General features: G+C 70.8%; 24 protein-coding genes and 1 pseudogene. 10 read left to right on the forward strand and 15 right to left on the reverse strand.

The annotated features are described in order from the left end of the window. Positions 1-31: 31 nt before the first annotated feature. Positions 32-955, reverse strand: a complete 924-nt coding sequence (locus ACIOD2_RS18815; RefSeq protein WP_323329298.1) for an ABC transporter substrate-binding protein — start codon at positions 953-955, stop codon at positions 32-34. A gap of 138 nt (positions 956-1,093) precedes the next feature. Here ACIOD2_RS18815 and ACIOD2_RS18820 point away from each other — a divergent pair, with 138 nt between their 5' ends. Further along, positions 1,094-1,792: an ABC transporter permease gene (locus ACIOD2_RS18820; RefSeq protein WP_400539410.1), complete on the forward strand. Its 699-nt coding sequence runs from the start codon at positions 1,094-1,096 to the stop codon at positions 1,790-1,792. Further along, a complete protein-coding gene (locus ACIOD2_RS18825) occupies positions 1,789-2,499 on the forward strand; it encodes an ABC transporter permease (RefSeq protein ID WP_400539413.1) in 711 nt (236 codons plus the stop codon). Before ACIOD2_RS18820 ends, ACIOD2_RS18825 begins: the two co-directional genes overlap by 4 nt. Here ACIOD2_RS18825 and ACIOD2_RS18830 read toward each other — a convergent pair. Further along, on the reverse strand, positions 2,496-3,059 hold the full coding sequence (locus tag ACIOD2_RS18830) for a cadmium resistance transporter (protein WP_400539415.1): 564 nt from the start codon (positions 3,057-3,059) through the stop codon (positions 2,496-2,498). The two genes, ACIOD2_RS18825 and ACIOD2_RS18830, sit on opposite strands and share 4 nt — an antisense overlap. A gap of 60 nt (positions 3,060-3,119) precedes the next feature. Between ACIOD2_RS18830 and ACIOD2_RS18835 the strand changes: the two genes are divergently transcribed. Further along, positions 3,120-4,055, forward strand: a complete 936-nt coding sequence (locus ACIOD2_RS18835; protein WP_400539418.1) for a GNAT family N-acetyltransferase — start codon at positions 3,120-3,122, stop codon at positions 4,053-4,055. A 214-nt stretch (positions 4,056-4,269) separates the two neighbouring features. On the opposite strand, the gene ACIOD2_RS18840 is transcribed toward ACIOD2_RS18835, so the two are convergent. From ACIOD2_RS18840 to ACIOD2_RS18865, 6 genes are all read right to left on the reverse strand, one after another. After that, positions 4,270-5,691: an aromatic amino acid lyase gene (locus ACIOD2_RS18840; protein WP_400539420.1), complete on the reverse strand. Its 1,422-nt coding sequence runs from the start codon at positions 5,689-5,691 to the stop codon at positions 4,270-4,272. Beyond that, positions 5,688-6,695, reverse strand: a complete 1,008-nt coding sequence (locus tag ACIOD2_RS18845; protein WP_323329286.1) for an ornithine cyclodeaminase family protein — start codon at positions 6,693-6,695, stop codon at positions 5,688-5,690. Before ACIOD2_RS18845 ends, ACIOD2_RS18840 begins: the two co-directional genes overlap by 4 nt. Continuing rightward, positions 6,692-7,234, reverse strand: coding sequence for a YbaK/EbsC family protein (locus ACIOD2_RS18850; protein WP_326945841.1), 543 nt, complete (start codon positions 7,232-7,234; stop codon positions 6,692-6,694). The genes ACIOD2_RS18845 and ACIOD2_RS18850 overlap by 4 nt, the downstream gene beginning before the upstream one ends. Positions 7,235-7,285: 51 nt before the next feature. Then, positions 7,286-7,585, reverse strand: a complete 300-nt coding sequence (locus tag ACIOD2_RS18855; protein ID WP_400539424.1) for a DUF2516 family protein — start codon at positions 7,583-7,585, stop codon at positions 7,286-7,288. Between the two features lie 84 nt (positions 7,586-7,669). Beyond that, the gene (locus tag ACIOD2_RS18860) at positions 7,670-8,356 is read right to left on the reverse strand and encodes a hypothetical protein (RefSeq protein WP_400539426.1); all 687 of its coding nucleotides are present in this window, start codon (positions 8,354-8,356) and stop codon (positions 7,670-7,672) included. Then, on the reverse strand, positions 8,353-8,778 hold the full coding sequence (locus tag ACIOD2_RS18865) for a helix-turn-helix domain-containing protein (protein ID WP_400539429.1): 426 nt from the start codon (positions 8,776-8,778) through the stop codon (positions 8,353-8,355). Before ACIOD2_RS18865 ends, ACIOD2_RS18860 begins: the two co-directional genes overlap by 4 nt. A gap of 149 nt (positions 8,779-8,927) precedes the next feature. Here ACIOD2_RS18865 and ACIOD2_RS18870 point away from each other — a divergent pair, with 149 nt between their 5' ends. Further along, on the forward strand, positions 8,928-10,097 hold the full coding sequence (locus ACIOD2_RS18870) for a methyltransferase domain-containing protein (protein WP_400539432.1): 1,170 nt from the start codon (positions 8,928-8,930) through the stop codon (positions 10,095-10,097). Positions 10,098-10,271: 174 nt separating this feature from the next. Here the strand turns inward: ACIOD2_RS18870 and ACIOD2_RS18875 are convergent, their stop codons facing one another. From ACIOD2_RS18875 to ACIOD2_RS18885, 3 genes are read right to left on the reverse strand one after another with little or no spacing between them, the layout of a single operon-like run. Beyond that, positions 10,272-10,874 (reverse strand): AAA family ATPase, encoded by a 603-nt coding sequence (locus tag ACIOD2_RS18875; RefSeq protein WP_400539435.1) that lies wholly within the window; start codon positions 10,872-10,874, stop codon positions 10,272-10,274. Position 10,875: 1 nt separating this feature from the next. Next, positions 10,876-11,235 (reverse strand): zf-TFIIB domain-containing protein, encoded by a 360-nt coding sequence (locus tag ACIOD2_RS18880; RefSeq protein WP_400539438.1) that lies wholly within the window; start codon positions 11,233-11,235, stop codon positions 10,876-10,878. 25 nt (positions 11,236-11,260) lie between these two features. Continuing rightward, entirely contained in the window at positions 11,261-11,629 is a 369-nt protein-coding gene (locus ACIOD2_RS18885; protein WP_400539441.1) for a VOC family protein, read from the reverse strand. A gap of 90 nt (positions 11,630-11,719) precedes the next feature. On the opposite strand from ACIOD2_RS18885, the gene ACIOD2_RS18890 reads away from it, so the two are divergent. Continuing rightward, positions 11,720-12,181 (forward strand): CGNR zinc finger domain-containing protein, encoded by a 462-nt coding sequence (locus tag ACIOD2_RS18890; RefSeq protein WP_400539444.1) that lies wholly within the window; start codon positions 11,720-11,722, stop codon positions 12,179-12,181. 211 nt (positions 12,182-12,392) lie between these two features. On the opposite strand, the gene ACIOD2_RS18895 is transcribed toward ACIOD2_RS18890, so the two are convergent. Beyond that, complete coding sequence (locus ACIOD2_RS18895; protein ID WP_400539447.1) at positions 12,393-13,691, reverse strand: DUF445 domain-containing protein; 1,299 nt, start codon at positions 13,689-13,691, stop codon at positions 12,393-12,395. A 29-nt stretch (positions 13,692-13,720) separates the two neighbouring features. Here ACIOD2_RS18895 and ACIOD2_RS18900 point away from each other — a divergent pair, with 29 nt between their 5' ends. Together ACIOD2_RS18900 and ACIOD2_RS18905 are read left to right on the forward strand one after the other, a co-directional pair. Further along, positions 13,721-14,887 carry a pyridoxal phosphate-dependent aminotransferase gene (locus ACIOD2_RS18900; protein WP_400539449.1) on the forward strand — a complete coding sequence of 389 codons (1,167 nt, stop codon included), beginning with the start codon at positions 13,721-13,723 and terminating at the stop codon, positions 14,885-14,887. 523 nt (positions 14,888-15,410) lie between these two features. Beyond that, entirely contained in the window at positions 15,411-16,619 is a 1,209-nt protein-coding gene (locus ACIOD2_RS18905; RefSeq protein WP_400539452.1) for a hypothetical protein, read from the forward strand. A 496-nt stretch (positions 16,620-17,115) separates the two neighbouring features. On the opposite strand, the gene ACIOD2_RS18910 is transcribed toward ACIOD2_RS18905, so the two are convergent. Further along, the gene (locus ACIOD2_RS18910; RefSeq protein WP_400539454.1) at positions 17,116-18,570 is read right to left on the reverse strand and encodes a PLP-dependent aminotransferase family protein; all 1,455 of its coding nucleotides are present in this window, start codon (positions 18,568-18,570) and stop codon (positions 17,116-17,118) included. A gap of 61 nt (positions 18,571-18,631) precedes the next feature. Between ACIOD2_RS18910 and ACIOD2_RS18915 the strand changes: the two genes are divergently transcribed. After that, entirely contained in the window at positions 18,632-19,279 is a 648-nt protein-coding gene (locus ACIOD2_RS18915; RefSeq protein WP_400539456.1) for a YitT family protein, read from the forward strand. Here the strand turns inward: ACIOD2_RS18915 and ACIOD2_RS18920 are convergent. Both ACIOD2_RS18920 and ACIOD2_RS18925 read right to left on the reverse strand, forming a co-directional pair. Next, complete coding sequence (locus ACIOD2_RS18920; RefSeq protein WP_400539459.1) at positions 19,276-19,803, reverse strand: Clp protease N-terminal domain-containing protein; 528 nt, start codon at positions 19,801-19,803, stop codon at positions 19,276-19,278. The two genes, ACIOD2_RS18915 and ACIOD2_RS18920, sit on opposite strands and share 4 nt — an antisense overlap. After that, positions 19,803-20,012, reverse strand: coding sequence for a helix-turn-helix domain-containing protein (locus ACIOD2_RS18925; protein WP_323329256.1), 210 nt, complete (start codon positions 20,010-20,012; stop codon positions 19,803-19,805). The genes ACIOD2_RS18920 and ACIOD2_RS18925 overlap by 1 nt, the downstream gene beginning before the upstream one ends. Positions 20,013-20,102: 90 nt before the next feature. Here ACIOD2_RS18925 and ACIOD2_RS18930 point away from each other — a divergent pair, with 90 nt between their 5' ends. Continuing rightward, positions 20,103-20,888 carry a hypothetical protein gene (locus tag ACIOD2_RS18930; RefSeq protein ID WP_400539462.1) on the forward strand — a complete coding sequence of 262 codons (786 nt, stop codon included), beginning with the start codon at positions 20,103-20,105 and terminating at the stop codon, positions 20,886-20,888. A 127-nt stretch (positions 20,889-21,015) separates the two neighbouring features. After that, a pseudogene (locus tag ACIOD2_RS18935) lies at positions 21,016-21,504 on the forward strand (DUF998 domain-containing protein); the annotation flags it as partial. Positions 21,505-21,581 lie beyond the last annotated feature (77 nt).

Consider the following 21,581-nt stretch of genomic DNA (forward strand, 5'->3'; position numbering starts at 1 on the left):
GCCTTCGCGCGGTTGGTCAGCGAGCGGTTGGTCAGAGACCGGCCTGGGACAGCCAGTCCTTCGCGACGTCGGCGGCCTTCTCGCCGTCGGAGTCGACGCGCTTGTTCAGGTCCCGCATGACGTCGGTCGTGAGCTTCGCGCTCACCGCGTTGACGGCGGTGGCGAAGTCGGCGCCACGCTCGTCGAGCACCTTCTTGTTCACCGCCGGCACGACGTTCTCGGTCGGCACGATGTTCAGGTCGTCCTTGAGCACGGTGTAGTTCGAGTCACCGGTCAGCGGGCTGACCGAGTCGACCGGGATCACCGTGACGGCACCGGACTTGAGCTGTTCGACCCGCGGCCCGGCTTCCTGGATCGTCTGGAAGGTGGCGTTCGTCAGCTTGTAGACGTCCTTGAAGCCCTGGAAGCACGGAAGGCGCTTCTCGCACTCCGGCGGGCCCGCCATGACGACCTTGTCCAGCTTCTTCAGGTCGCTGATCGAGGCGATGCCCTTGTCCTTGGCCAGGTCGGACTTGACGATGTAGGTGTTCTTGTCCTCGGCCGCGGCGAAGTTCAGCAGCGAGACGCCGCTGGGCTCGAACAGCTTCGCGAGCTGGTCGTGCTCCTCCTGCGCGGTCTTCCCGGCGTCCTTGCCGAAGCCGGTGGTGATCGCCGCGCCCTGGTACTCCGGGATGAACTGCAGCTCTCCGGACTTCAGCGACGGGTAGATCAGCTCGCGCGAGCCCAGATTGAGCTTGCGCGTCACCGGGTAGCCCTTGGCCTCCAGCGCCTGCGCGTAGATCTCGGCGAGGATCTGGCTGTCGGTGAAGTTGAAGGAGGCGACGACGATCGGCGCCCCACCCTTGCTCTGCGCGGCGGGCTTGTCACCGCTGTCGCTGCCACCACCACAGGCGGCCAAGCCGAGCGTCGCCGCGACGGCCACCGCCATCACGGACGCGTTCCGGAACCAGCGCACGAATCCCCACTCCCTCGTCACTCGAACAGACGAAAGGACCCTAGCCCGACCCACCGACAACTATCCACATGTTGGGAGAAGGTGCCCAGGATTCCCAGCCTGCGGAATTTCACCGCCCGATCGGGGTAGGGTCGGCCGGTGCATGTGACCGCGGTGACCCCGTTGGCCGCCGACAGCGGACCGCCGATCTTCCAGTGGCGCTGGGTCGACCGCAACGCCGACGACATCGCCCAGCGCCTCGTCGAGCACATCTCACTGACCGGTGCCGCGCTCGGTATCGGCTTGGTGGTCTCCATCGCGCTGGCGGTGTTTTCGCTGCGCTTCCGCTGGTCGTACGGGGTCATCCTGAGCACCGCGGGCGCGCTGTACGTGATCCCGAGCCTCGGCGCGTTCGCCGTACTGGTGCCGTTCTTCGGGCTGACGTTCGTGACCGCGATGATCCCGCTCGCGACGTACACGCTGCTCATCCTGGTCCGCAACATCGTCACCGGCGTCGACCAGGTGCCCAACGAGGTCCGCGAGGCCGCGATCGGCATGGGCTACACGCGCGGCAGGCTGCTGTGGCAGATCGAGCTGCCGCTGGCCCTGCCGGTCGTCATCGCCGGCCTGCGCGTGGCCGCCGTGACGACCATCGGCCTGGTCACGGTCACCTCGATGCTCGGCCTCGGTGGCCTGGGCTACTTCATCCGCGCCGGCATCCAGACGGCCACCCCCAACCCGACGGAGATCATCGTCGGCGTGCTGCTGTCGGTGGTCCTGGCCGTCGTCGTCGACCTGATCCTCTGGTTCAGCGAACGCCTGCTGGCCCCCTGGACCCGGAAGGTGCAGGCGCGATGAGCTTCTTCGACCAGCTGAACGCCTGGCTGTCCGACCCCAACCGCTGGAGCTGGACCGACAAGGCCGGCATCCCCTACCGGACGCTCGAGCACCTCAGGTTCTCCCTCCTCGCCCTCGTGGTCGCGGCCGTGCTGACGATCCCGGCGGCCCTGTGGCTGGCCCACTACCGCCGGGGTGCGTTCCTCGCGAGCAGCGCGGTCAACATCGGCCGCGCGATCCCGAGTTTCGGCTTGATCATCCTGTTCTGGTTCCTGGCCAGCCGCTGGGAGCTGGACACGACGTTCTGGCCCCTCCTGCTGGCGCTGGTCGCCCTGGCGATGCCGCCGTTGTTCACCAACACCTACGCCGGCGTGGTCTCCCTGGAGCAGGAGACGGTGGACGCCGCCCGCGGCACGGGCTACCGCGAGTGGCAGATCATGCTGCGACTCGAGCTCCCGCTGGCGTCGCCGATCATCCTGGCGGGCGCCCGCGTCTCGTTCCTCCAGCTGATCGCCACGGTCGCGATCGGCGCGATCGTCAACGACGGCGGCGGCCTCGGCCGCTACATCGTCGACGGCTTCGCGTTGGGCGCCCAGGGTTACGGCGAGATCTTCGCCGGTGGCCTGGCCGCGGTGGTCCTGGCCCTCCTGTGCGACGGCGCGTTCGCGTTGATCACCCGCCTCGCGACGCCACGCGGCCTCGCCCTCCAGAACGCACGCCGCGACTAGAACGCGCCGACCAGGATCAGGACGCCGAGCACGATCAGCATCACGGGCAGCACCACGTGCCCCCAGCGCGCGAGGCCCCGTGCCACGCCCGGCCGGGTCGCGAGGTACCGGCCGAGCACGCACCACGCCGCGACGCCCACCAGGAACACCACGCCGTAGCCGACCAGACCCGCGGGTCCGGTCGCCGCGAACGCGGGCACGTACACGCCGATGTTGTCGCCGCCGTTGGCGAAGCACACCGCCGCGACCGCGAGCACGCCACTCGCCGAAGCCGGTTCGATGTCGTCCCTGCGCCACGCCTGCCAGGCCGCGCGGATCCCGAGCAGCACCGGCAGGACGCCCAGCCAGCGGACGGCACTCTCCGGAAGCAGCCCCGCCCCGAGCGCGCCGGCGACCGACGCGGTCAAGATCGCCGCGAAGCCGAGGAACTGCCCGGCCACGACCTCGAGCTCGCCGCGACGCCCGGCCGCCTGGCCGAAGAACACCGCGAGCAGCACGAGGTCGTCGACGTTCGTCATGGCGAACATCGCGGCCGCACGCCCGATCAGCCCGACGTCCACACCCGCCCCTCCCGGAAATCCGCTTGGCAGGAGCCGACGCGGGACAGGACGATTCTGCCCATGCCCGCCGTCACGCGCCGCGACTACACCGGCTCGGAGGACCTCCGGACCATGCAGACGCTGGCCCAGCGGATCTGGTCGCCGTCGAGTTCGGTGCACGTCGGCGACCTCGCGTGGCAGCGGTTCCAGCACGTCGGCCGGGAAGCCGAGTGGCCGACCGCGCTGTGGGAAGCGGGAAGCGAAGTCGTCGCCTGGGGCTGGGTTTCGCTACCCGGTGAACTGGCGCTGCTCGTCGATCCCGCGCGCCCCGAACTCGTGTCCGAGGTGCTCGGCTGGTTCGAGGACACCGCTGTCGCCGACGAGCTCAGTGTCACCGTGCTCGACGCCGAGAAGCATGTCGTCGCCGCGTTGGAGCGAAGCGGTTACGCGCTTCAGGAGAGTCCCGTTTTCCAGTCGTACATGTCTCGCCTCCTCGAAGATCTGCCGGCACCGGTGGTGCCCGGCGGGTTCACCGTCCGGCCGGTCGGCGCGGACGATCTGGCGCGGCGCGTGGCCGTGCACCGTGCGGTGTGGCACCCGTCGCGGGTGACCGAAGCGAGCTACCGCAACGTCATGACGGCCTGGCCGTACCGCGAACACCTGGATTGGATCGTGGAAGCACCCGACGGCCGGTTCGCCGCCCAGTGCCTGATCTGGCTCGACGAACACAATGCCGTCGGCGAGCTGGAGCCCGTCGGAACCTTGCCGGAGTTCCGTCGTTCGGGCCTGGCCCGCGCGGTGTGCCTCGCCGCGCTGCACGCGGCACGTGACGCCGGCGCCCGCAAAGCCGTGGTGTATCCCGTGATCGGTCACCCGAAATCCCCAGCTGCCCTCCCGTTGTACCGCGACCTCGGCTTCCGCCCTTATGCGCGCACCCTCACCTTCACCCGGACCCACCGGCGTATCCCTCCTTCCTCGGGGTCCGCGTCCCCGGAGGGCGCACACCGACGAACGTAGCGGCCGCGGCGTCCAGCCTGTCCGATTCGAGTGCGGTTCCCAGCCGGTTGTCCACATCGGGACGGGCCTGTGGACAACTCGGGGGATTTCCCTTGCGCGGCCCGGAATTGTCGGCACCGGCCGATAGACTCGAGACCGGGGGCGCCCCCACGCGCGCGAAGCTATAAGGACGCAAAGCCCGGCGCGGTAAGGAAGTTCGGTGTCCTGGACGCGGTCAGCCGGCGCGGCAGGCGGCGATCAGGCGCTCGATCTCGGGGCCGAGCGGGCGATCCTCATCCAGCGGTGGCACCACGGACCGCACCCATTCGTACGACTCGCGAAGCCCCGCAGCACCTTCGCCACTGGCCAAATACTGTGCCTGGGAGCCCGTGACCAGCTCGCACGCTGTGATCGCGAACAGGTGGGCCGCCGCCGAACGCAGCTGCTCCCCCGCCGCCCACGCAAACGCTTGCACGTCCTCCTGGCCGGCCGAGGTGTCGATCGAACCGAGCGTCGCCGGCGTCGCGAGACGGCGCAGCGCGTGCAGCTCGCCCACCGCGCGCTTGTGCAGCGGCACCAGCCCGGCACGCGGGCCGGGATCGGCCGTGAGCTGCGGCGGGAGGCCGCTGAAGCGCTCGTCGAGCAGCCGGTGCGTCCGCTGCACCGACACCTCGCCGAGGTGCACCAGCGCCGCCGTCAGCGCGTCCATCCGCAACCCGAGGTCCACCGCGTGATAGCCGGTGCCCGGCACGAATTCCCCGTCGACGAACGACGGCGAATCCCCGGGCATCGACTCCCAGCGCAGCCAGGTCTCGCGCAGGTCCTCGGCGACGCGGCTCGCGTGAGCCAACGCGCGCGGCGCGACTCGCACCGAAAGGGGCGCTTGGACGACGTTCGGACGCACGAAACCATCGCTGACCAGGGCGTTCAGTTCCTCCAGCAGGTTCCGCAACTGGTCGTCACCGCCGGCCATGACCGGTGAGAACACCGCACGGGGCGCGCCGAGAATGTCGATCGCGACAGCCGCCGTCAGCGTCTGCAGGCGGATCAGCCGCAGCGCCTCCGCCCAGCCGCGCTGCGCGAGCATCACGGCCATCGGCGACCCCTGGATCAGCGACGCGCCTTCCTTCGGCCCGAGGACGTAGGGCGCGGCTCCACGCGCGGCGAGCGCCTTGGCCGCGGGCGTCTCGACGCCGTTCTCGAGGACCGTGCCGATCCCCAGGAACGTCTGGAAAGCGTGCGACAGCGGGATGATTTCGCCCGAACTACCCAGTCCAGTACGCGGAACCGCGGGGGTGAAACCGTCGTTCAGGCGGTCGACCAGGAACTGCACCAGGTCCGGGCTCACGCCCGACCACGGGCGCAGGAAGTCGCGCAGCCGCAGGACAAGCAGCGCGCGGACGTCCTCCGGCGGCAACCACGGCGGCCCGCCGACGGCGCGGCCGATCAGCAGGTTCCGCTGGTGTTCGGCCTGCTGGCGCGCGTCGAGCGCGACACCCGCGAGGCGGCCCATCCCGGTGTTGACGCCGTACACCGGGTTTTCACCCGTTCGGAGGGCCGTCAAGACTTCGTTCCGACGCCGCATCAAGGCTTCTACCAGCGGTTTGTCCAGAACCAACCGTTCACCGTCGGCGAAATCGCTTCCGGTGATCATCATCGGTACGGCAGCATGGTGCCGACGCCGGAAGCCTCGGCACGGGCCAGGATCATGTTCGCCACCGCGACGTCCGTTGTGGACAGTCCGCGGTGCCAGAACAGAATTCGCTCGGCGTCGTGCTCGCGGCCGGGCTTCTTGCCCGCCACGATGTCGCCGATCTCGGCGTGGACCCCGTCCGCGGTGAGGAGGCCGGCGTTGAGCTGCGGGCGCAGGGCGCCGAATCGCGGGTTGCCGGACTGCGATTCGCGCCAATCGTCGACGACGACCTTGTCGACGTCTTCGAGCAGCGTGAGCTCCAACGCGCTGATCGTGCCGTAGGGCACCAGGAAAGTGCCCGGCCGGAGGTACTCGCGGCGCACCAGCGCCTCGGGTTCGACCAGCCGGGAGGCCTCGACCTGGATGTCCGCGCCGTCCAGGGTCTCCTCGGCCGTGGCGCAGACGCGGACGTCCTTGCCGAGCCGCTCGGACAGCCGGCGGCCGAAGTCCTCACGTGACTCCGGGCGCTTGCTGGTCACGCGGATCTCGGCGAAGTCGAACAACGAGTCCAGCAGCACGACGTTCCACCAGGCCGTACCGCGGGCGCCGATGTGCCCGAGCACGCGCGAGTCCGGGCGGGCGAGGTACTTCGCGCCGACGGCGGTCATCGCGCCGGTGCGAGCTTCGGTGATCATCGTGCCGTCGACGATCGCCCGCGGCATGCCGGTGTCCGGGTCCAGCAGCAGGATCAACGCCATCTCCGAAGGGAGGCCCCGTTCGAAGTTCCCCACGAAGTCACCGACGACCTTCACACCACTGACCTGCTTCGCCGACAGGTGGCCACGAAGGATGTTGAAGTGGCCCTTGCCACCGTTGTCCGGCACGAGGTGCGTGCGCGGCTCGAAGACGACCTGACCGCGGCCGTGGTCGGCGAGCACGTCTTCGACCGCACCGACGATGTCCGCGTCCGTAACGCCGAGCGAGTCGATGTCGGCGCCGGTCAGGTACCGGAGCCAGACCGACGTCACTGCGCGAGACCCTCGATGACCTCGGCCCCGGGCAGCGCAGCCAGCGCTGCGCCGGAAATCAGCAGCTTGCTGCCGCGGATCCCGCTGCCGATGACCAGCTCGGGCGCGTCGGCGACGGCCTTGTCGATCAGGATCGGCCACTCGGCGGGCAGGCCGACGGGCGTGATGCCGCCGTACTCCATCCCGGTGAGTGAGACGGCTTCGTCCATCGGCGCGAACGACGCTTTGCGGACGTCGAGGCGGCGCTTGATCACGCCGTTGACGTCGGCGCGGGTCGTCGCGAGCACGAGCGCGGCCGCGAAGCGGACTTCGCCGGAGCGCTTGCCGGCGACGACGACGCAGTTGGCCGACGCCGTCAGCGGCGAGCCGTAGGCCTCGCAGAAGGCGGCGGTGTCGGCCAGCGACGGGTCGATTTCCGTGACGCCGATGGCATCCGGTTCGGCGAGCGCGGCCAGCGCCTTGGCCACGGGCTCGGCGAGGAGGTCAGTACGCGTGGGTGCGGGAACGACGGTCAGGCTCCCGGCGATGGTCCAGGTCACGACCCCATTAAAACAGCGCCCCCGCCGAGTGCGGCGGGGGCGGGAAGGAGCTCACCAGTTGGAGCCGCCGCGCTGGACCTCGATGAGCTTGGGGCGCACGTCCACGAGGTAGACGAGCGACGCCGCGGCCGCGGGCACCCAGAAGATCATGCCCGGGGAGAAGGGATCCAGGTAGAACAGCACCATCGCCAGGGTGGCCCCGCCGGTGATCAGCATCCAGATGGGCTTGGACTTGCGGTCAGCCGCGGAGTACGCGTCGGCACGCTGGAGCAGCGCGTGCACGAAGGCGAAGAGCCCGACCAGCGCGCTGCCCCAGTGGATGACTTCGATGATCCAGACGGCGACTAGCACAGCCACAGCTTACGGCAAACCGCCCGTACGACCCCGGCCCCGCCACCGAGGGGACGGTGGCGGGGCCGGGGGTTCACGGCGTTTTTACTTGTCGGCCTTCGGCGCGGCCGGCTTCTTCGCGGCGGTGCCGGTGGTGCCGGTGGTGGTCCGGCGGGCCGGGGCGGCCGTCTTCGGGGCCGTCTTGTTCGCGACCTTGCGGGACACCGAGCGGGTCTCGTGGGCGACGTCGTCACCCAGCTCCTCGACGGCCTCGGCGGCTTCGCCGGCGACCTCGGTCACCTTGCGGGCGGTCTTCTCGCCGACCGAGCGGGTGCGCTTGGTAAAGGTGCCCAGCACGCCGTCGACGCGCTCGCGCACCTCGGTGGTGACACCCTCGACCTGACCCTGCGCGGTGGTCAGGGCCTCCTCGAGCTGCTCGATGGCCTTCTTGACCTGCGGCTGGGTGGAGAACTTGTCCCACGCCTGCTCGCCCGACTCGGCCAGCTTGTTGTACAGCTTCAGCGCGGCCTCGGTGTACTCGTCGATGACCTTGCGCAGCTCGGCCGGGTCGAGCTTCTCGCGGAGGCTCTCGACGTCGGTCGGCAGCTCCTGCAGGTTCTTGCGGGCGGTCTCGCTGCTCTTGGTCACGTTCTCGCGGGCCTTGGCCACGGCGTCGGTGACGGCCTGGCCGGCCAGGTTGCCGGCGCCGAGCGCGGCGAGCAGCGGGGTGCGGACCTGGTCGAGGGCGGTGTTGACGGCCTTCTTGACGTCTTCGGTCTTGGGGGTGGTCATGCTGACTCCTTCTTGGTGTCTGCGGCTGGTGTGGTGTCAGTGGTGTCTGCGGTGGGGGATTCGGCGGCCGGCCGTGCCGCGGCGTTCTCCCGTCGGAAGGACTCGTAGACGTCGAGCAGGACCTGCTTCTGCCGTTCGGTCAGCTCGGCGTCGGCGCGAATCGCGTCGCCCACCGGACCACCCGTCGGCAGATCGAGGATCCCGGCCTGCACATACAGCGCCTCGGCTGAAATGCGCAGTCCCTTGGCGATCTGCTGCAGGATCTCGGCGCTGGGCTTGCGCACCCCGCGCTCGATCTGACTCAGGTACGGGTTGGACACTCCGGCGAGCTTCGACAGCTGGCGCAACGAGATCTTCGCGGTGTTGCGCTGCTGGCGGATGTACTCGCCGATGTCGGAAGCGATGTCCGCGACCTTCTCCATGGGGCTGCCGGATCCTGGCTGCGTCCCACCGGTTTCTGTCATCCGGTCACCTCCTCGCGACACCAACGACGCTACGCGCGTGTGCTAGCTATTGCAAGCACCCTGCTTGCAACATCGGGTGTGGTGGTGCTCACCGCTAACGTGGTCGCATGACGAGCGCGGCCCGGCTGCGGCGACGGCTCGTCGAGCTGCTGCTCGACGAGGACGTCCTGCACGCCCCGGAATGGATCGCCGCGTTCCGCGCGGTCCCCCGCCACGTCTTCCTGCCGCGGTTCTTCACCGCGGCAGGCGGACTGTGGGCAGCGGTCGAGCGCGGTGATCCCGGCTGGCTCGAGGCCGTCTACTCGCGCGAAGTCCTGGTGACGCAGCTGGACGACGAGCCAGGCCGCTGGGAGCTCGCCCGGACGTCCGGGCCGGTGACGGGCACGCCCACGAGCTCGTCGAGCATGCCCGCGATCATGGCGATCATGCTCGAAGAGCTGCGGGTGCGGGACGGGCACCGCGTGCTCGAGATCGGCACCGGCACCGGGTACAACGCCGCCCTGCTCAGCCACCGCTGCGGCGCCGGCCAGGTGTCCACAGTGGACATCGACCCCGGGATCGTCGCCGACGCGCGCGAACGCCTGGCCGAGGCCGGTTACCGGCCGGCGTGCGCGGTCGGCGACGGCGCGCTCGGCTTCCCCGCGGGGACCGTCTTCGACCGGGTGCTGTGCACGGCGTCGGTGACGTCGATCCCGCCGGCGTGGCTGGAGCAGACGGTGCCGGGCGGCCTGATCGTGACGACGCTCAACCGCCCGATCGGCGCCGGGCTGGTCCGGCTCGTCGTGGGTGACGACGGCGCCGCGCAGGGGCCGGTCCTCGCGCGAGACGGCCGCTTCATGCCGCTTCGCGCGCATCGGCTGCCGGACACCGAGCCGTTGCCGATGCCGTCGCGCGAAGACTGGGAGCAGACGCGGCTGCCGATGTCGACGCTGCTGCAGCCGCGCAAGCAGTTCGAGTTCTTCGCCGGGCTGTCGCTGCCGGGGGTGCGGGCGGTGCGGGAACACGACGGCGTCGATCCGACCGCGGGCGGCCCGGGCGAGGCCGGCATCGCGCTGGTCCACCCGGACGGCTCGTGGGTCCGCCACCGCAAGCGCGCCGGCGCGCACGAGGTCGCCCAGGGCGGCCCGCGCGCGCTGTGGGAGGTCGCCGAAGCGGCGTACGTGGAGTGGTGCGAGCTGGACAAGCCGGAGCGCGACCGGTTCGGCGTGACGGTGGCCGGCGAGCGCCAGGAGTTCTGGCTCGACGCCCCGAACGGCCGCACCTGGCCGCTGGCCTGAGCCCCGCCACCACAAGAGCGGCCGCCGCCACAAGAGCAGCCCCCGCCCTTCCCGGGGGGCGTCCCCGATCCCAGCGTACCGCCGGTGACCTGGGGAAACGGGGGGTGCGGGAATCTGTGGACAACTTGCGGCCTGTGGATCGCGGACTTGACAACCGTGGTCGGCCAGGACAACTCAGCCCGGCAGGCGGGAGCGGATCCACTTCTCGGCGTAGTCCGCCGTGTCCTCGGCCGCGACGTCCGTGGTGTCGAAGACGTCGACGCCCGAGTTGCGGAGCCAGTTGTTGAACTCCAGCATCTCGTCGATCCGCGGTTCGTCCCACTCGCGCCATGCCGGGCGTGCGCGGAGTCGGCGTCGCAGGGAGTCGGGTGAGCTGACCAGGGCCAGGTAGTGGATCTCGCTGAAGAACACGCGCTCCGGCAGCTGCTCGAACTCCGGGGGTGCGACCGTGCCGCAGAGGACCACCGGGCGGCCGTTCTGGTGCAGCATCGCCGCCATCCGAAGCCAGGCCGAACGGAACGCCCGGACGTCGTCGCGCAGGGCGTCCGCCCACAGGACGTCCTGCTCCAGCACCACCACTTCGCCGGCGAAGCGCGACATCAACAAGGGCCCGATCGTCGACTTTCCGGCTCCGCTCGGGCCGGTCAGCGCGAACAGCGGCAGCCGCTGGAACGGCCATTGGTGTTCGCACCGGGCGCACGTCAGGACGGCGCCGGCGGCGACCGGGCGGGCTGCCCGGTCGCCGCACGACGGGCAGATCCGCAGGTCGAGACCCACTTCAGTCGAAGAGGTTCTCGAGGAAGCCGCGCTTGCGCTGGCCGTGGCCGTACGGCCTCGGCGAATCCGAATACCCCCCGCGGTGCGGCCGCGGCGAGTCCGAGTAGCCCCCGCCGCGGTACCCCTTCGGCGAGTCCGGGTGGCCGCCTCGGTAGGGGCGCGGCGAGTCGGCGCGGCCGTACTGCGGGACCGGCGCGCCGTACGGCGGTGGAGCCTGGCCGTAGAAGGAGCTTTCCGCACCCGAGATGGCTTCGAGCTCACCGCGGTCCAGGAAGATCCCGCGGCAGCCCTCGCACTGGTCGATGTGGACGCCGTTCTTGTCCACGGTACGCATCTGGTTCTGACACTTCGGACAAATCACACATCCGAGACTACGCACAAACCGTTCAGCAGGCGCAGAGGCAGAACGGGTGCCCCACCGGATCGGCGTAGACGCGGAACGTCTTCGGGGTGTCGTCCAGCAGCTTCGCGCCCAGGCCGAGCACGCGCTCGTGCGCCGCTTCCAGGTCGGTGACCTCGAGATCGAGGTGCATCTGCTGCGGGTTCTCCGCGGACGGCCACGCCGGCGGCCGGTAGTCGGGCACCCGCTGGAACGCGATGCCCGCGCCGCCGGCCGGGTTCGGCAGCGTCACCCAGTGGCCGTCGTCGGCGACTTCGGGCTCGCCCCACTCCAGCACCGCCCGGTAGAACGCGGCCAGGGCCACCGGGTCGGGGCAGTCGAGGGCCACCACACCCAGCGTCGGTACCGCACCCATCGTCGCTCCCTTCGATCGCGAATAACCAGTGAACGGAGTATGTAGGTTAGCTCTCGAGGGTGCAACCACCTTCCGCCGTACACTGGTTCCGTGCACACCGACGCGTCCCTCGTGGTGGAGTTCCTGAACACGGTCAACGTCGAAGAGGGCACGGACCTGCTCGAACATCCCGGGCAGTGGCGCGAGTGGGCGACCGGGCACACGCTGCGGGCCAACCCGGCCGCCGAGGCCCGGGCGGCGCGAGACGCGCTGCGGGCCGCGATCGGCGATCCGCGGCTGCCCGGCGGCAGCGTCGACGTGGGCACCCGGATCTCCCTCACCGACGACGGCCCGGCCCTGATGGCGGACGACGTCGTCGGCGCGGTGTTCGCCGCCTGCACCCGGCTGGTCGTGCGCGGCGACTGGATCCGGCTGAAGATCTGCCCCGCCGACACCTGCCTGTGGGCGTTCTACGACGAGTCCCGCAACCGCTCGCGGACGTGGTGCTCGATGCGCGTCTGCGGCAACCGCGAGAAGGCGCGCGGCTGGCGGGCCCGCACGGCCACGGGCTGAGACTCTCATCCGAGCGGCGGACCCCCGACCAGCTGTGGACAACTCGTCACACCAGCACCACATATCCACGCCCCGGACGGGCCTACCCCCACACGTTGTGGACAGGGATTAGGCCATCACCGTGAAAAGCTGTGGATAACCCGGGGGATAACTCAGGTTCCTGTGGACAACTGGTTTGAAGGTCCCCCACGTGTGGTATACGCCGTAGCCGTCAGAACAGCAGCTCCGCGACGGTGTAGATGACGAGCCCGGCCAGCGCGCCGACGACCGTGCCGTTGATGCGGATGAACTGCAGGTCACGGCCCACCTGGAGCTCGATCTTGCGGGACGTCTCCTCGGCGTCCCAGCGCTCCACCGTGTCGGTGATGATCGTGGTGATCTCCTGCGAGTAGTTCTTCACCAGGTACGCCGCGGCGCCCTCGACCCAGCCGTCGACCTTGCCGCGCATCTGGTCGTCGGAGACCAGCCGCCCGCCCAGCGACATCAGCCCGGTGCGGACGCGCCGGCGCAGCTCGCTCGACGGGTCCTCCGCCGCGTTGAGCAGCATCTCCTTGGCCGTGCTCCAGGCCGAGCCGATCAGCCGCTGCACCTCTTCGTGGTGCACGATCTGGCCCTTGACCTGCTCGGCGCGCGCCATGACGTCCGGGTTGGTCTGCAGGTCCTGGGCGAACTCGCCGAGGAACTTGTCCAGCGCCAGCCGCATCGGGTGGTTGACGTCGGTCTTGACCGCCCACGCGAACGACAGCACCTCGCCGTAGACCTTGTCCGCGAGCATTTCGTCGACGAACTTCGGCGACCAGCTCGGCGCCCGGTCGGACACCACGCGCAGCATCGTCGTGTGGTTGTCGCGGACCCACTCGTACGCCTGGTCGCACATCAGGTCCACGAGCTTGTGGTGCGCGCCGTCGGCGAAGACGCCCTGCAGGATCTTGCCCAGCGGCGGGCCCCACGGCTTGTCGATGATCCGCCGCGCGACGGCCTGTTCCATGATCGCCTGGACGTCCTCGTCCCGGAGAACGCGAACCGCGGCCCGGACCATCGTCGCCAGCTCGGACGTCACGCGCTCGGCGTTGTCCTCCTGCGCCACCCACGCGCCGAGGCGCCGGGCGATCTCGACGCGCTTGAGCTTGTCGCGGATGACCTCCTCGGAGAGGAAGTTGGACCCGACGAACTCGCCGAGGCTGTTGCCCAGCGCGTCCTTCTTGTTCGGGATGATCGCCGTGTGCGGGATCTTCAGGCCGAGCGGGTGCCGGAAGAGCGCCGTGACGGCGAACCAGTCGGCCAGCGCGCCGACCATGCCGGCTTCGGCGGCGGCCCGCACGTAGCCGACCCAGCCCGCCCAGCCGCTGGCCTGGGCCCAGCTGGTCAGCAGGAACACGACGGTGGCGCCGATCAGGAACGACAGCGCGACCAGCTTCATCTTGCGCAGCGCGCGCCGCTTTTCCGCTTCACCGGCTGCGCCGCCCGGCGGGTCGGCCGGGGTCACCTTGGCGGGGGTCAGTTGCTCCACCCTGCCATTGTCCGCGAGGATCGCTGATCGTGCGCGAACCTGCTCTAGTCCCCCGCCTGCGGCCGTTCACCTCGACCATCTTCGCCGAGATGACGGCGCTGGCCGTCCGGCACGACGCGGTCAACCTCGGCCAGGGCTTCCCGGACACCGACGGACCCGCCGGCATGCTCGACGCGGCCAAGAACGCCCTGTTCGGCGGCGCGAACCAGTACCCGCCGGGTCCCGGCCGCCCCGAGCTGCGCGCGGCCATCGCGCGGCACCGGCTGCGCTACGGCACCGAGTACGACCCGGACACGGAGATCCTGGTCACCGCGGGGGCCACCGAAGCCATCACCGCGACGCTGATCGCCCTGACCGAGGCCGGCGACGAGGTCATCGTCATCGAGCCGTACTACGACTCCTACGCCGCCGCGGTCGCGATGGCGGGTGCGCAGCGCCGGGTCGTCGGGCTCGTCGAGGGCGAGGACGGCCGGTTCGGCCTGGACGTCGACGGGCTGCGGGCCGCCGTCACGCCGCGGACCCGGGCGATCCTCGTCAACTCGCCGCACAACCCGACCGGCACCGTCTTCACCCGCGCCGAGCTCGAGGCGCTGGCCGCGCTCTGCGTCGAGCACGACCTGATCGCCGTCACGGACGAGGTGTACGAGCACCTGGTGTTCGACGACGCGGAACACATCCCGCTGACCACGCTGCCCGGCATGCGGGAGCGGACGGTGAGCATCTCCAGCGCCGGCAAGACGTTCAACTGCACGGGCTGGAAGATCGGCTGGGTCTGCTCGACGCCCGAGCTGGTCGCCGCGGTCAAGGCGGCGAAGCAGTTCATCACGTTCGTCTCCGGCGGGCCGCTGCAGCCGGCCGTCGCGCACGCCCTCGACCACGAGCTGCCGTGGGTCGACGGGCTGCGCGAGAGCCTGCAGGAGAAGCGCGACCGGCTTTCGGCCGGGCTCGCCGACGCCGGGTTCACCGTGCGGCCGACGGCGGGCACCTACTTCGTCTGCGTCGACGTGCGGCCGCTCGGTTTCACGGACGCCGCCGATCTGGCGTGGGAACTGCCCGGCCGGGTCGGGGTCGCCGCGGTGCCCGTCAAGGTATTCACCGATCACCCGGACGAGTGGAAACATCTTTTGCGTTTCGCCTTCTGCAAGCGCAATGAAGTCATCGACGAGGCCATCACCCGGTTGCGCAAACTGGTCTGACGTCCGTCGTCGCGCCTTTGGTGGCCGCGAGGCGGCGGGTCCCTCACTTGCCGCAGTGCTTCGTGACGCTCCGCGGTCACCGAAAGCGGGCCGATGCCGCCGTCGGGCCGCCGGTGGTCACGGACCGCATCCGGGCGTCTCACAATTCGGAAACGTGCTGATCGCTCAATCGAAATCGGCGAACACGCACCGAGCGCGACCGGTCGGGTACGGTCCGCCACCCCGCCGTCGAAAACATCAGGTCAACGCCGAATGACCCCAAACCCGGCACTCGTCCGAATGGCCGCACAGAGACGTCCGAACGGCACTGAGAGTGATCAACTCGTCGGCCGTAGATACCTTGCCCGGTAGGGCCGTTCCGCCTTACGGGCTGGATAGAACGCGGGAGAGATGAAAGACTCCCGAGCGGTGCTAGAAAGAGTGCAGTCCCGGGGGATCTGCGACCTGGCCGGAGAAAGACCCCAGCAAGATCGGACTCGAGCGTGCATCGCGAGAGCCTCAGGCGCGGACGGTGGTGGTGACGGTGAGTGGCACGGTGTTCGTGCGCCCCGGCGCCCCTGCGCGGCCTGCGCTCACAGCCGGTGAAGCCACGCCCTCGCCGCGCCCTTGGGCGGCGGCACTTCCCCGTCCCGCGGCCCGGATCCTGCTCGCCGGCGGCCTGACCCTGGCGGGCTGGCTGCTCGGCGCCGCACTGTCCGGGAACACCGCGTCGGCCGCCGAAACGACGACCTGCCAGCACTCGACGGTGTCCACTGTGGAGCACGGCAGGCACGGCCACCACCACCGCACGAGTCACCGCGAGACCAGCGCCCCCACCTGCGCGCAGCAGCCCGCGGCCGGTGACGACACGAAGCAGGACGGCGCGAAGCAGGACGACACGGCGCAGCAGGCCGAAACCCCGGCGGACGAAACCACCGCCGACACGCAGGCCGTCGAGACCAAGACCGCCGAGAGCCCGGCCGCCCAGAAGCAGAGCCTGGCGAAGCAACAGTCCACGAAGGACGTTCAGACCGCCGAAGAGCCATCGGCCAAGGCGACGACGTCCGGCAGCGGCCTGCTCGGCGGGCTCGTGGGCAACGTCCTCAACGTCGTCGGCGGGACGCTCACCACCGTCAACAACACGGTCGGCGTCGTCACGCACACCGTCAGCACCGTCACCGACACCCTGAGCCACACCGTTCTCGCGCCGCTCACCCAGCCGCCCGCGAACAACCCGAACGCGCCGGTGCTGCTCCCCCTCGACGACATCCTGGACCCGATCCTCAACGGCGCCTCGAACTCCGCCGGTGTCACGGCGACCGTGCCCGACGCGGTGACCGGCGTCGTCACCCAGGTGACGAGCCCCGCCACCACCCTCACCCAGACCGCGCCCGTGACGACTCCGGCCACCGCGGAAACCCAGACCGGCGACCGGACCGCGGTGGTGCACCTGGTCGAGGTGCAGCACACGCTGCCGGCCGTCCAGGAGCAGCCGCGCGACTCGGGCGTCCACGCCCGTAATGGCGGCGGCGACTCCACTCCCGGCCTCCCCGGTGGCGGTACCACCGCGCCGAGCGCGCCGGCTCCCACTGCCGCTCCGGGCCACGACGGCCCCGGTGGCGCCCGCCCGCAGTTCGCGCTGCACACCGACGACGCGACCACCACGCAGCTGAAGCTCATCGGGGCCAGCCGCGACCACGACGTCGACGGCGCGGGGCGCGAAGCCGCCCTGCCCACCACCTCACCTGACTGACCCCGAACCGGGCAGCCGGGGACAAGTGCGTCCAAACCAAGATCATCTTGACGGACGTCCACGCCGTTAGCGCGCGACCTTTCCCCTGCTCCAGTACGTGATCCGTGACCCTTTCACGTCTCGTGACGCTGCATCGCGTCCGACGTACCCCAGGGGCGAACCATGCGCAGTAACCACAGTCTTTCCGACCGGCCGACCGCGCCCGGCCGGGTCGGATCCCGGTCCCGGCGTCGCACTGCCCCTGCGACGCCGGGACCCACACCGGGCGTGCTCCGGGAGTTCCTGCTCACCGCGCCGAGCAGGGGCTCGTTCTACCGAGAGCCCGCCTGAGCCGCCGGCTTCCCGGCACGTCGAGGGGCTGTGCCGGGAAGCCGCGGTACCCGCATCGGAGTCACGTACCGATGCGGGTGGTGGAAACAGGCCGGTGCGCCGGATGCACACGAACGCCGCCCATCCCTGGGAGCAGGCTCGCATCCGGCGCACCGGTCCGTTCGTTTCAGGCGACCGGGGCGTCCAGCGACCGCGGTGTGCCGCGGACCGCGGCCTCGGCGGCGCTCAGGCGGCGGACCGCCTCGTTGATCGTCTCCGGCGGCAGCGAGAACGGCAGCCGGAGCCAGCGCTCCAGACCACCGTGGACGCCGAAGCGCGAACCCGGCGTGATCTGGACGCCGTGGCCCGCGGCCGCCACCGCCAGCCGGGAGCTCACCGGCTCCGGCATCCGGCACCACAGCGACAACCCGCCCTTGGGCAGCGTGAACGTCCAGTCCGGCAGGTACTCGCGCACCGCCGCGGCCAGCGCGTCACGGTTGCGGCGAAGCTCCTCACGACGCCGGGCGAGCGCGGCCCAGCCCTCGTCGCGCAGCAGTTCCGTGAAGATCACCTGCTCGAACACCGGCGACCCCAGGTCCACCGCGTAGCGCGCCGAAACGAGCCGGCCGAGCAGGTCCTCCGACGCGCGGATCCAGCCGAGCCGCAGCCCGCCCCAGTGCGACTTCGACGCCGAGCCGACGCAGATCACCAGGTCCCCGGCGAACGCGGCCAGCGGCGGCGGTCCCTGCAGCGGGTCGCCCTCCAGGTCCAGCTCGACGAGCGTCTCGTCCACCACGACCGGCGTCCGGGCACGGGAGAGCACCGCGCCGAGCCGTTCGCGGCCTTCGGCGTCCAGGCGCAGGCCGGTCGGATTCTGGAAGTCGACCACCAGGTAGCCGAACCGGGGTGACGCCTGGCGCAGCACCGCGTCGACCCCGGCGATGTCCCAGCCGCGCTCGCCGGTGGGGTCGAGGGCGACCGGCACCGGGATCGCGTGCGCGGCGCGGATCGCCTCCAGCGCGTTCGGGTAGGTCGGCTGCTCGACCAGCACCCGGTCACCCGGGCCGGCGAGCATGCGCAGGGCCAGCACGAACGCGTGGTGCGCGCCGTTGGTGACCATGACCTGCGCGGGTGTCGTCGGCAGCCCGCGCTCGGTGTAGCGCTGGGCGATCCGCTCGCGCAGGCCGGGCAGGCCACGCTCCTGGTAGCCGTGGCCCCCGAGGTAGCCGGTGAGCTCGCGGCGGGCGACGTCGACCGCGCCGATCATACCCGGGATGGCCGGCGAGGACGCGTGCGTGAAGTCGATCAGGTCGCCGCCGGCCGGGGCGAGCGGTTCGCGGCGACGACGGCCCGGCGCGGCGATCCACGAACCCGCGCCGCGGCGGCTGGCGACGAACCCGTTCTCCCGCAGCCGGTCCAGTGCCCCGCCGATCAGCGTCCGGCTGGCGCCGAGCGCGTCGGCCAGCTCCCGCTCGGCGGGCAGCCGGGTGCCGAGCGGGAGCTGGCCGTCGAGCACCTGCAGCTCGATGGCCGCGGCGAGATCGGCCGCGCCCTGCCGCGAGCCACCCTGGCGCCACGAGCCCAGCATGACGGCCAGTCGCGGACCAGAGATGCGTCCACCCAGTGGGAGTGCGGGTTCCATCAGGCCAATATCCCAGAATTGGCTATGGTTTACCAGGCCACTTACCCCCGATAGTGGTGATGTGGCTCAGATCGATCTCCGGCCCGTCCGGATCTCCCGTGACCCCGCCCGCCGCAGCGTCCAGCTGCTCGCGGGCCTCGCCCTCTACGGCACCAGCTCGGCCATGCTGACCCGCGCCCACCTGGGGCTCGAGCCCTGGGGCGTGCTGGCCGAAGGCATCATGAAGCACACCGGGCTGACCTTCGGCACCGTGACCGGCATCGTCTCGGTGGCCGTGCTGCTGCTGTGGATCCCGCTGCGGCAACGGCCCGGGATCGGCACGGTCGCGAACGTCGTGGTCATCTCGGTGGTGATCGACCTGGTCCGGGCGGTGCTCCCGGACCAGCACGACCTCGCCTGGCAGGTCGCGTTCCTGGTCGGCGGCGTCGCGTTGAACGGCGTCGCCACCGCGACCTACGTCGGCGCCCGGCTCGGCCCGGGCCCCCGTGACGGCCTGATGACCGGGCTGGCGGCGCGCACCGGCTGGTCGGTCCGGCTGGTGCGCACCGGCATCGAGGTCGCCGTGGTCGCCGCCGGCTGGCTGCTCGGCGGGACCGTCGGCGTCGGCACCGTGCTCTACGCACTGGCGATCGGCCCGCTCACCCAGGCGCTGCTGCCCCTCGTCACCTGGCGCGAAGCGGAGAGCGAAGAGCAGGAGCGCGCTCACTAACCCGCCTTGCGCTGCTGCACGATCCGCCGCAGCGTCACGTAGTCGGCGCCGCGGCGGGCGAGGACGTCGTCCGTACCACGCTGCTGGGCCAGCGCCAGCAGGATGTGCTCCTGCCCCAGGTGCTTGTCCCCCAGCCGGACGGCTTCCTTGAGGCTCAGCTCCAGCGTCTTCTTCGACTGGCTGGTGAACGGGATGTGCCCGCGTTTGGCCGGGCCGAGCCGGCCGGCCAAAGCCCCTTCGCCGTGGGTCTGCTCGACGGCTTCCACGATCTGCTCGACGTTGATGCCGAACTCGGTGAGCGCTTCGGCGTCGGCGTCGCTGACCCCGCCGCGGCGCCGGGTGCGGGCCAGCTCCGCGGCGACGTCCTCGGTGGAGACGCCCAGTTCGGCGAGCAACGGGACGTCGGCCTTCAGCAGCCCGGCGAGCAGGTGCGGTGGCGCGATCACCGCCGAACCGGACTCCCGCGCCACGATCTGCGCCTCGATGACGGCCATCCGCGCGTCGGCCGTGAACCTCTCGAACATCAGTGCCTCCCGTACTTCTTGTGCACGGCCTGCCGGCTGACCCCCAGCTCGGCGGCGATCTCCTGCCACGACCAGCCGTGCATCCGCGCGCTGCGGACCTGCACGGCCTCCAGTTGTTCCAACAGCCGCCGGAGCGCGGCGACCGCACGCAGTCCCACCCGGGGATCGCGGTCGCCGGCCCGGGCGGCCAGGTCTGTCGCTTCCGTCATGCCGTCAACCTACGTTGACATTCCAAGCCTGTCAACTTTGGTTGACGCGCTCACCGCGAAAGGACCGTCCGGCCGACGTACAGTCGGGCCATGCCCGAGATCGTGTTCGCCGAGCGGGCCGGGGTGGGCGCCGACGGCCACCCCCGCCCGACCGAAGACCACGTCGTCGTGCTGGACAACGCGGTTCTGCTCCTCGACGGCGCCACCTCGTCGGATCCCTCGCTGCCCCCGGGCGGCTGGTACGCCGAACGGCTGGCCCGGCGCCTGGCCGACGACCTGCGCACCACGCCCGAAGCCGACCTGACCGACGTCTTGACCACCGCGATCGCCGTCGTCACGGCGGAGAACGAGCTGCGCCCCCAGCGTTCGCCGTCGAGCACCGTCGCGGCCGTGCGCTGGCTCGACGACCGCGTCGACGCGCTGGTACTGGCCGACAGCCCGGTGATCGGCTTCGGCGGCTTCGGCACCGGCGGGGTCGACGTCGTCTCGGACGACCGGCTCGCCGGGCTGCGGCGGCGCGGGATGCTCCAGACCGGCGCGGACGTCCGCCGCCGGCGCAACGCGCACGACGGGTTCTGGGTCGCCGAAGCCGACCCGGGTGCCGCCGCGCACGCGGTGAAGCGCAGCTGGCGGCGCGCCGACGTCGACGCCGTCCTGCTCGCCAGCGACGGGGTGTCCATCGGCGTCGACCAGTACCGGCTGTTCGACTGGGGCGAAGCACTGGCGACCACCCGTGCCGACGGACCGGACGCGGTGCTGGACGCCGTCCGGACCGCGGAGAAGCAGGACCCGGACGGCGAGCGCTGGCCGCGGCCGAAACGCCACGACGACCAGGCGCTCGTCCTCGTCGACTTCGCGGCCTGTTCCAGGGTGTGAATCAGGGTCTTCCCGGATCACGTCCGTCCGGTTCTTCGGGAACCTGGACGGCATGGGGACGGAACAGGGGAAACGCACGAGGCCGTGGACGTTCGTCGCGCTGGGCGCGATCGGCTGGGGCCTGTTCATGGCCGTGGTGCTGCACATCATCAGCTCGCACGACCCGGTGTACGACACGTTGTCGAGCTACACCGTGACCGACCGGGGCGAGGGCATGCTCGCGGCGAGCGTGCTGTCGCTGGCCATCGGCTCGCTGGCCGTACTCGGCGCGCTGCACGTCGCCGGCGTGCCGCTGTCGCGGACGACGCGGCTGCTGCTCGCGCTCTGGTCGCTCGGCATGGCCGCCGCCGCGGTGTTCCCGGCGAGCTACCCGGCCGCGCCGAACCCGGTGAGCGGCGAGATCCACCTGTACGCCTGCCTGGTCGCGTTCTGCAGCCTGCCCGGCGCGGCGTTCACGCTGCTGGAACCGCTGAAGGGCCGTCCGGAACGCGTTCTCGTCGTCCGCACGCTGCGGCTGTCGGCGGTGACGTTCGGGTTCTTCGCCTTGAGCTTCGTGTTCGTGCGGCTGAGCGAGGCCGGGATCGAGCCGTTCCCGTTCGTCTCGGACGTGGTCCCGATCGGCGTGACGCAGCGGGTGCTGCTGCTCGCGGACGTCGTGCTGCTGCTGACCCTGCTCCGGGTGGCGGCCCGGCT

Origin of the sequence: Amycolatopsis sp. NPDC088138 (assembly GCF_044741685.1) — a bacterium.
In the GTDB taxonomy this organism is placed as follows: Bacteria; Actinomycetota; Actinomycetes; order Mycobacteriales; family Pseudonocardiaceae; genus Amycolatopsis.

Coding starts and splice junctions, on each gene's coding strand:
- ACIOD2_RS18825 (WP_400539413.1), top strand. CDS start 1,789: ATGAGCTTCTTCGACCAGCTGAACGCCTGGCTGTCCGACCCCAACCGC.
- ACIOD2_RS18835 (WP_400539418.1), top strand. CDS start 3,120: ATGCCCGCCGTCACGCGCCGCGACTACACCGGCTCGGAGGACCTCCGG.
- ACIOD2_RS18840 (WP_400539420.1), bottom strand. CDS start 5,691: ATGATGATCACCGGAAGCGATTTCGCCGACGGTGAACGGTTGGTTCTG.
- ACIOD2_RS18860 (WP_400539426.1), bottom strand. CDS start 8,356: ATGACCACCCCCAAGACCGAAGACGTCAAGAAGGCCGTCAACACCGCC.
- ACIOD2_RS18865 (WP_400539429.1), bottom strand. CDS start 8,778: ATGGAGAAGGTCGCGGACATCGCTTCCGACATCGGCGAGTACATCCGC.
- ACIOD2_RS18870 (WP_400539432.1), top strand. CDS start 8,928: ATGACGAGCGCGGCCCGGCTGCGGCGACGGCTCGTCGAGCTGCTGCTC.
- ACIOD2_RS18885 (WP_400539441.1), bottom strand. CDS start 11,629: ATGGGTGCGGTACCGACGCTGGGTGTGGTGGCCCTCGACTGCCCCGAC.
- ACIOD2_RS18910 (WP_400539454.1), bottom strand. CDS start 18,570: ATGGAACCCGCACTCCCACTGGGTGGACGCATCTCTGGTCCGCGACTG.
- ACIOD2_RS18920 (WP_400539459.1), bottom strand. CDS start 19,803: ATGTTCGAGAGGTTCACGGCCGACGCGCGGATGGCCGTCATCGAGGCG.
- ACIOD2_RS18925 (WP_323329256.1), bottom strand. CDS start 20,012: ATGACGGAAGCGACAGACCTGGCCGCCCGGGCCGGCGACCGCGATCCC.
- ACIOD2_RS18930 (WP_400539462.1), top strand. CDS start 20,103: ATGCCCGAGATCGTGTTCGCCGAGCGGGCCGGGGTGGGCGCCGACGGC.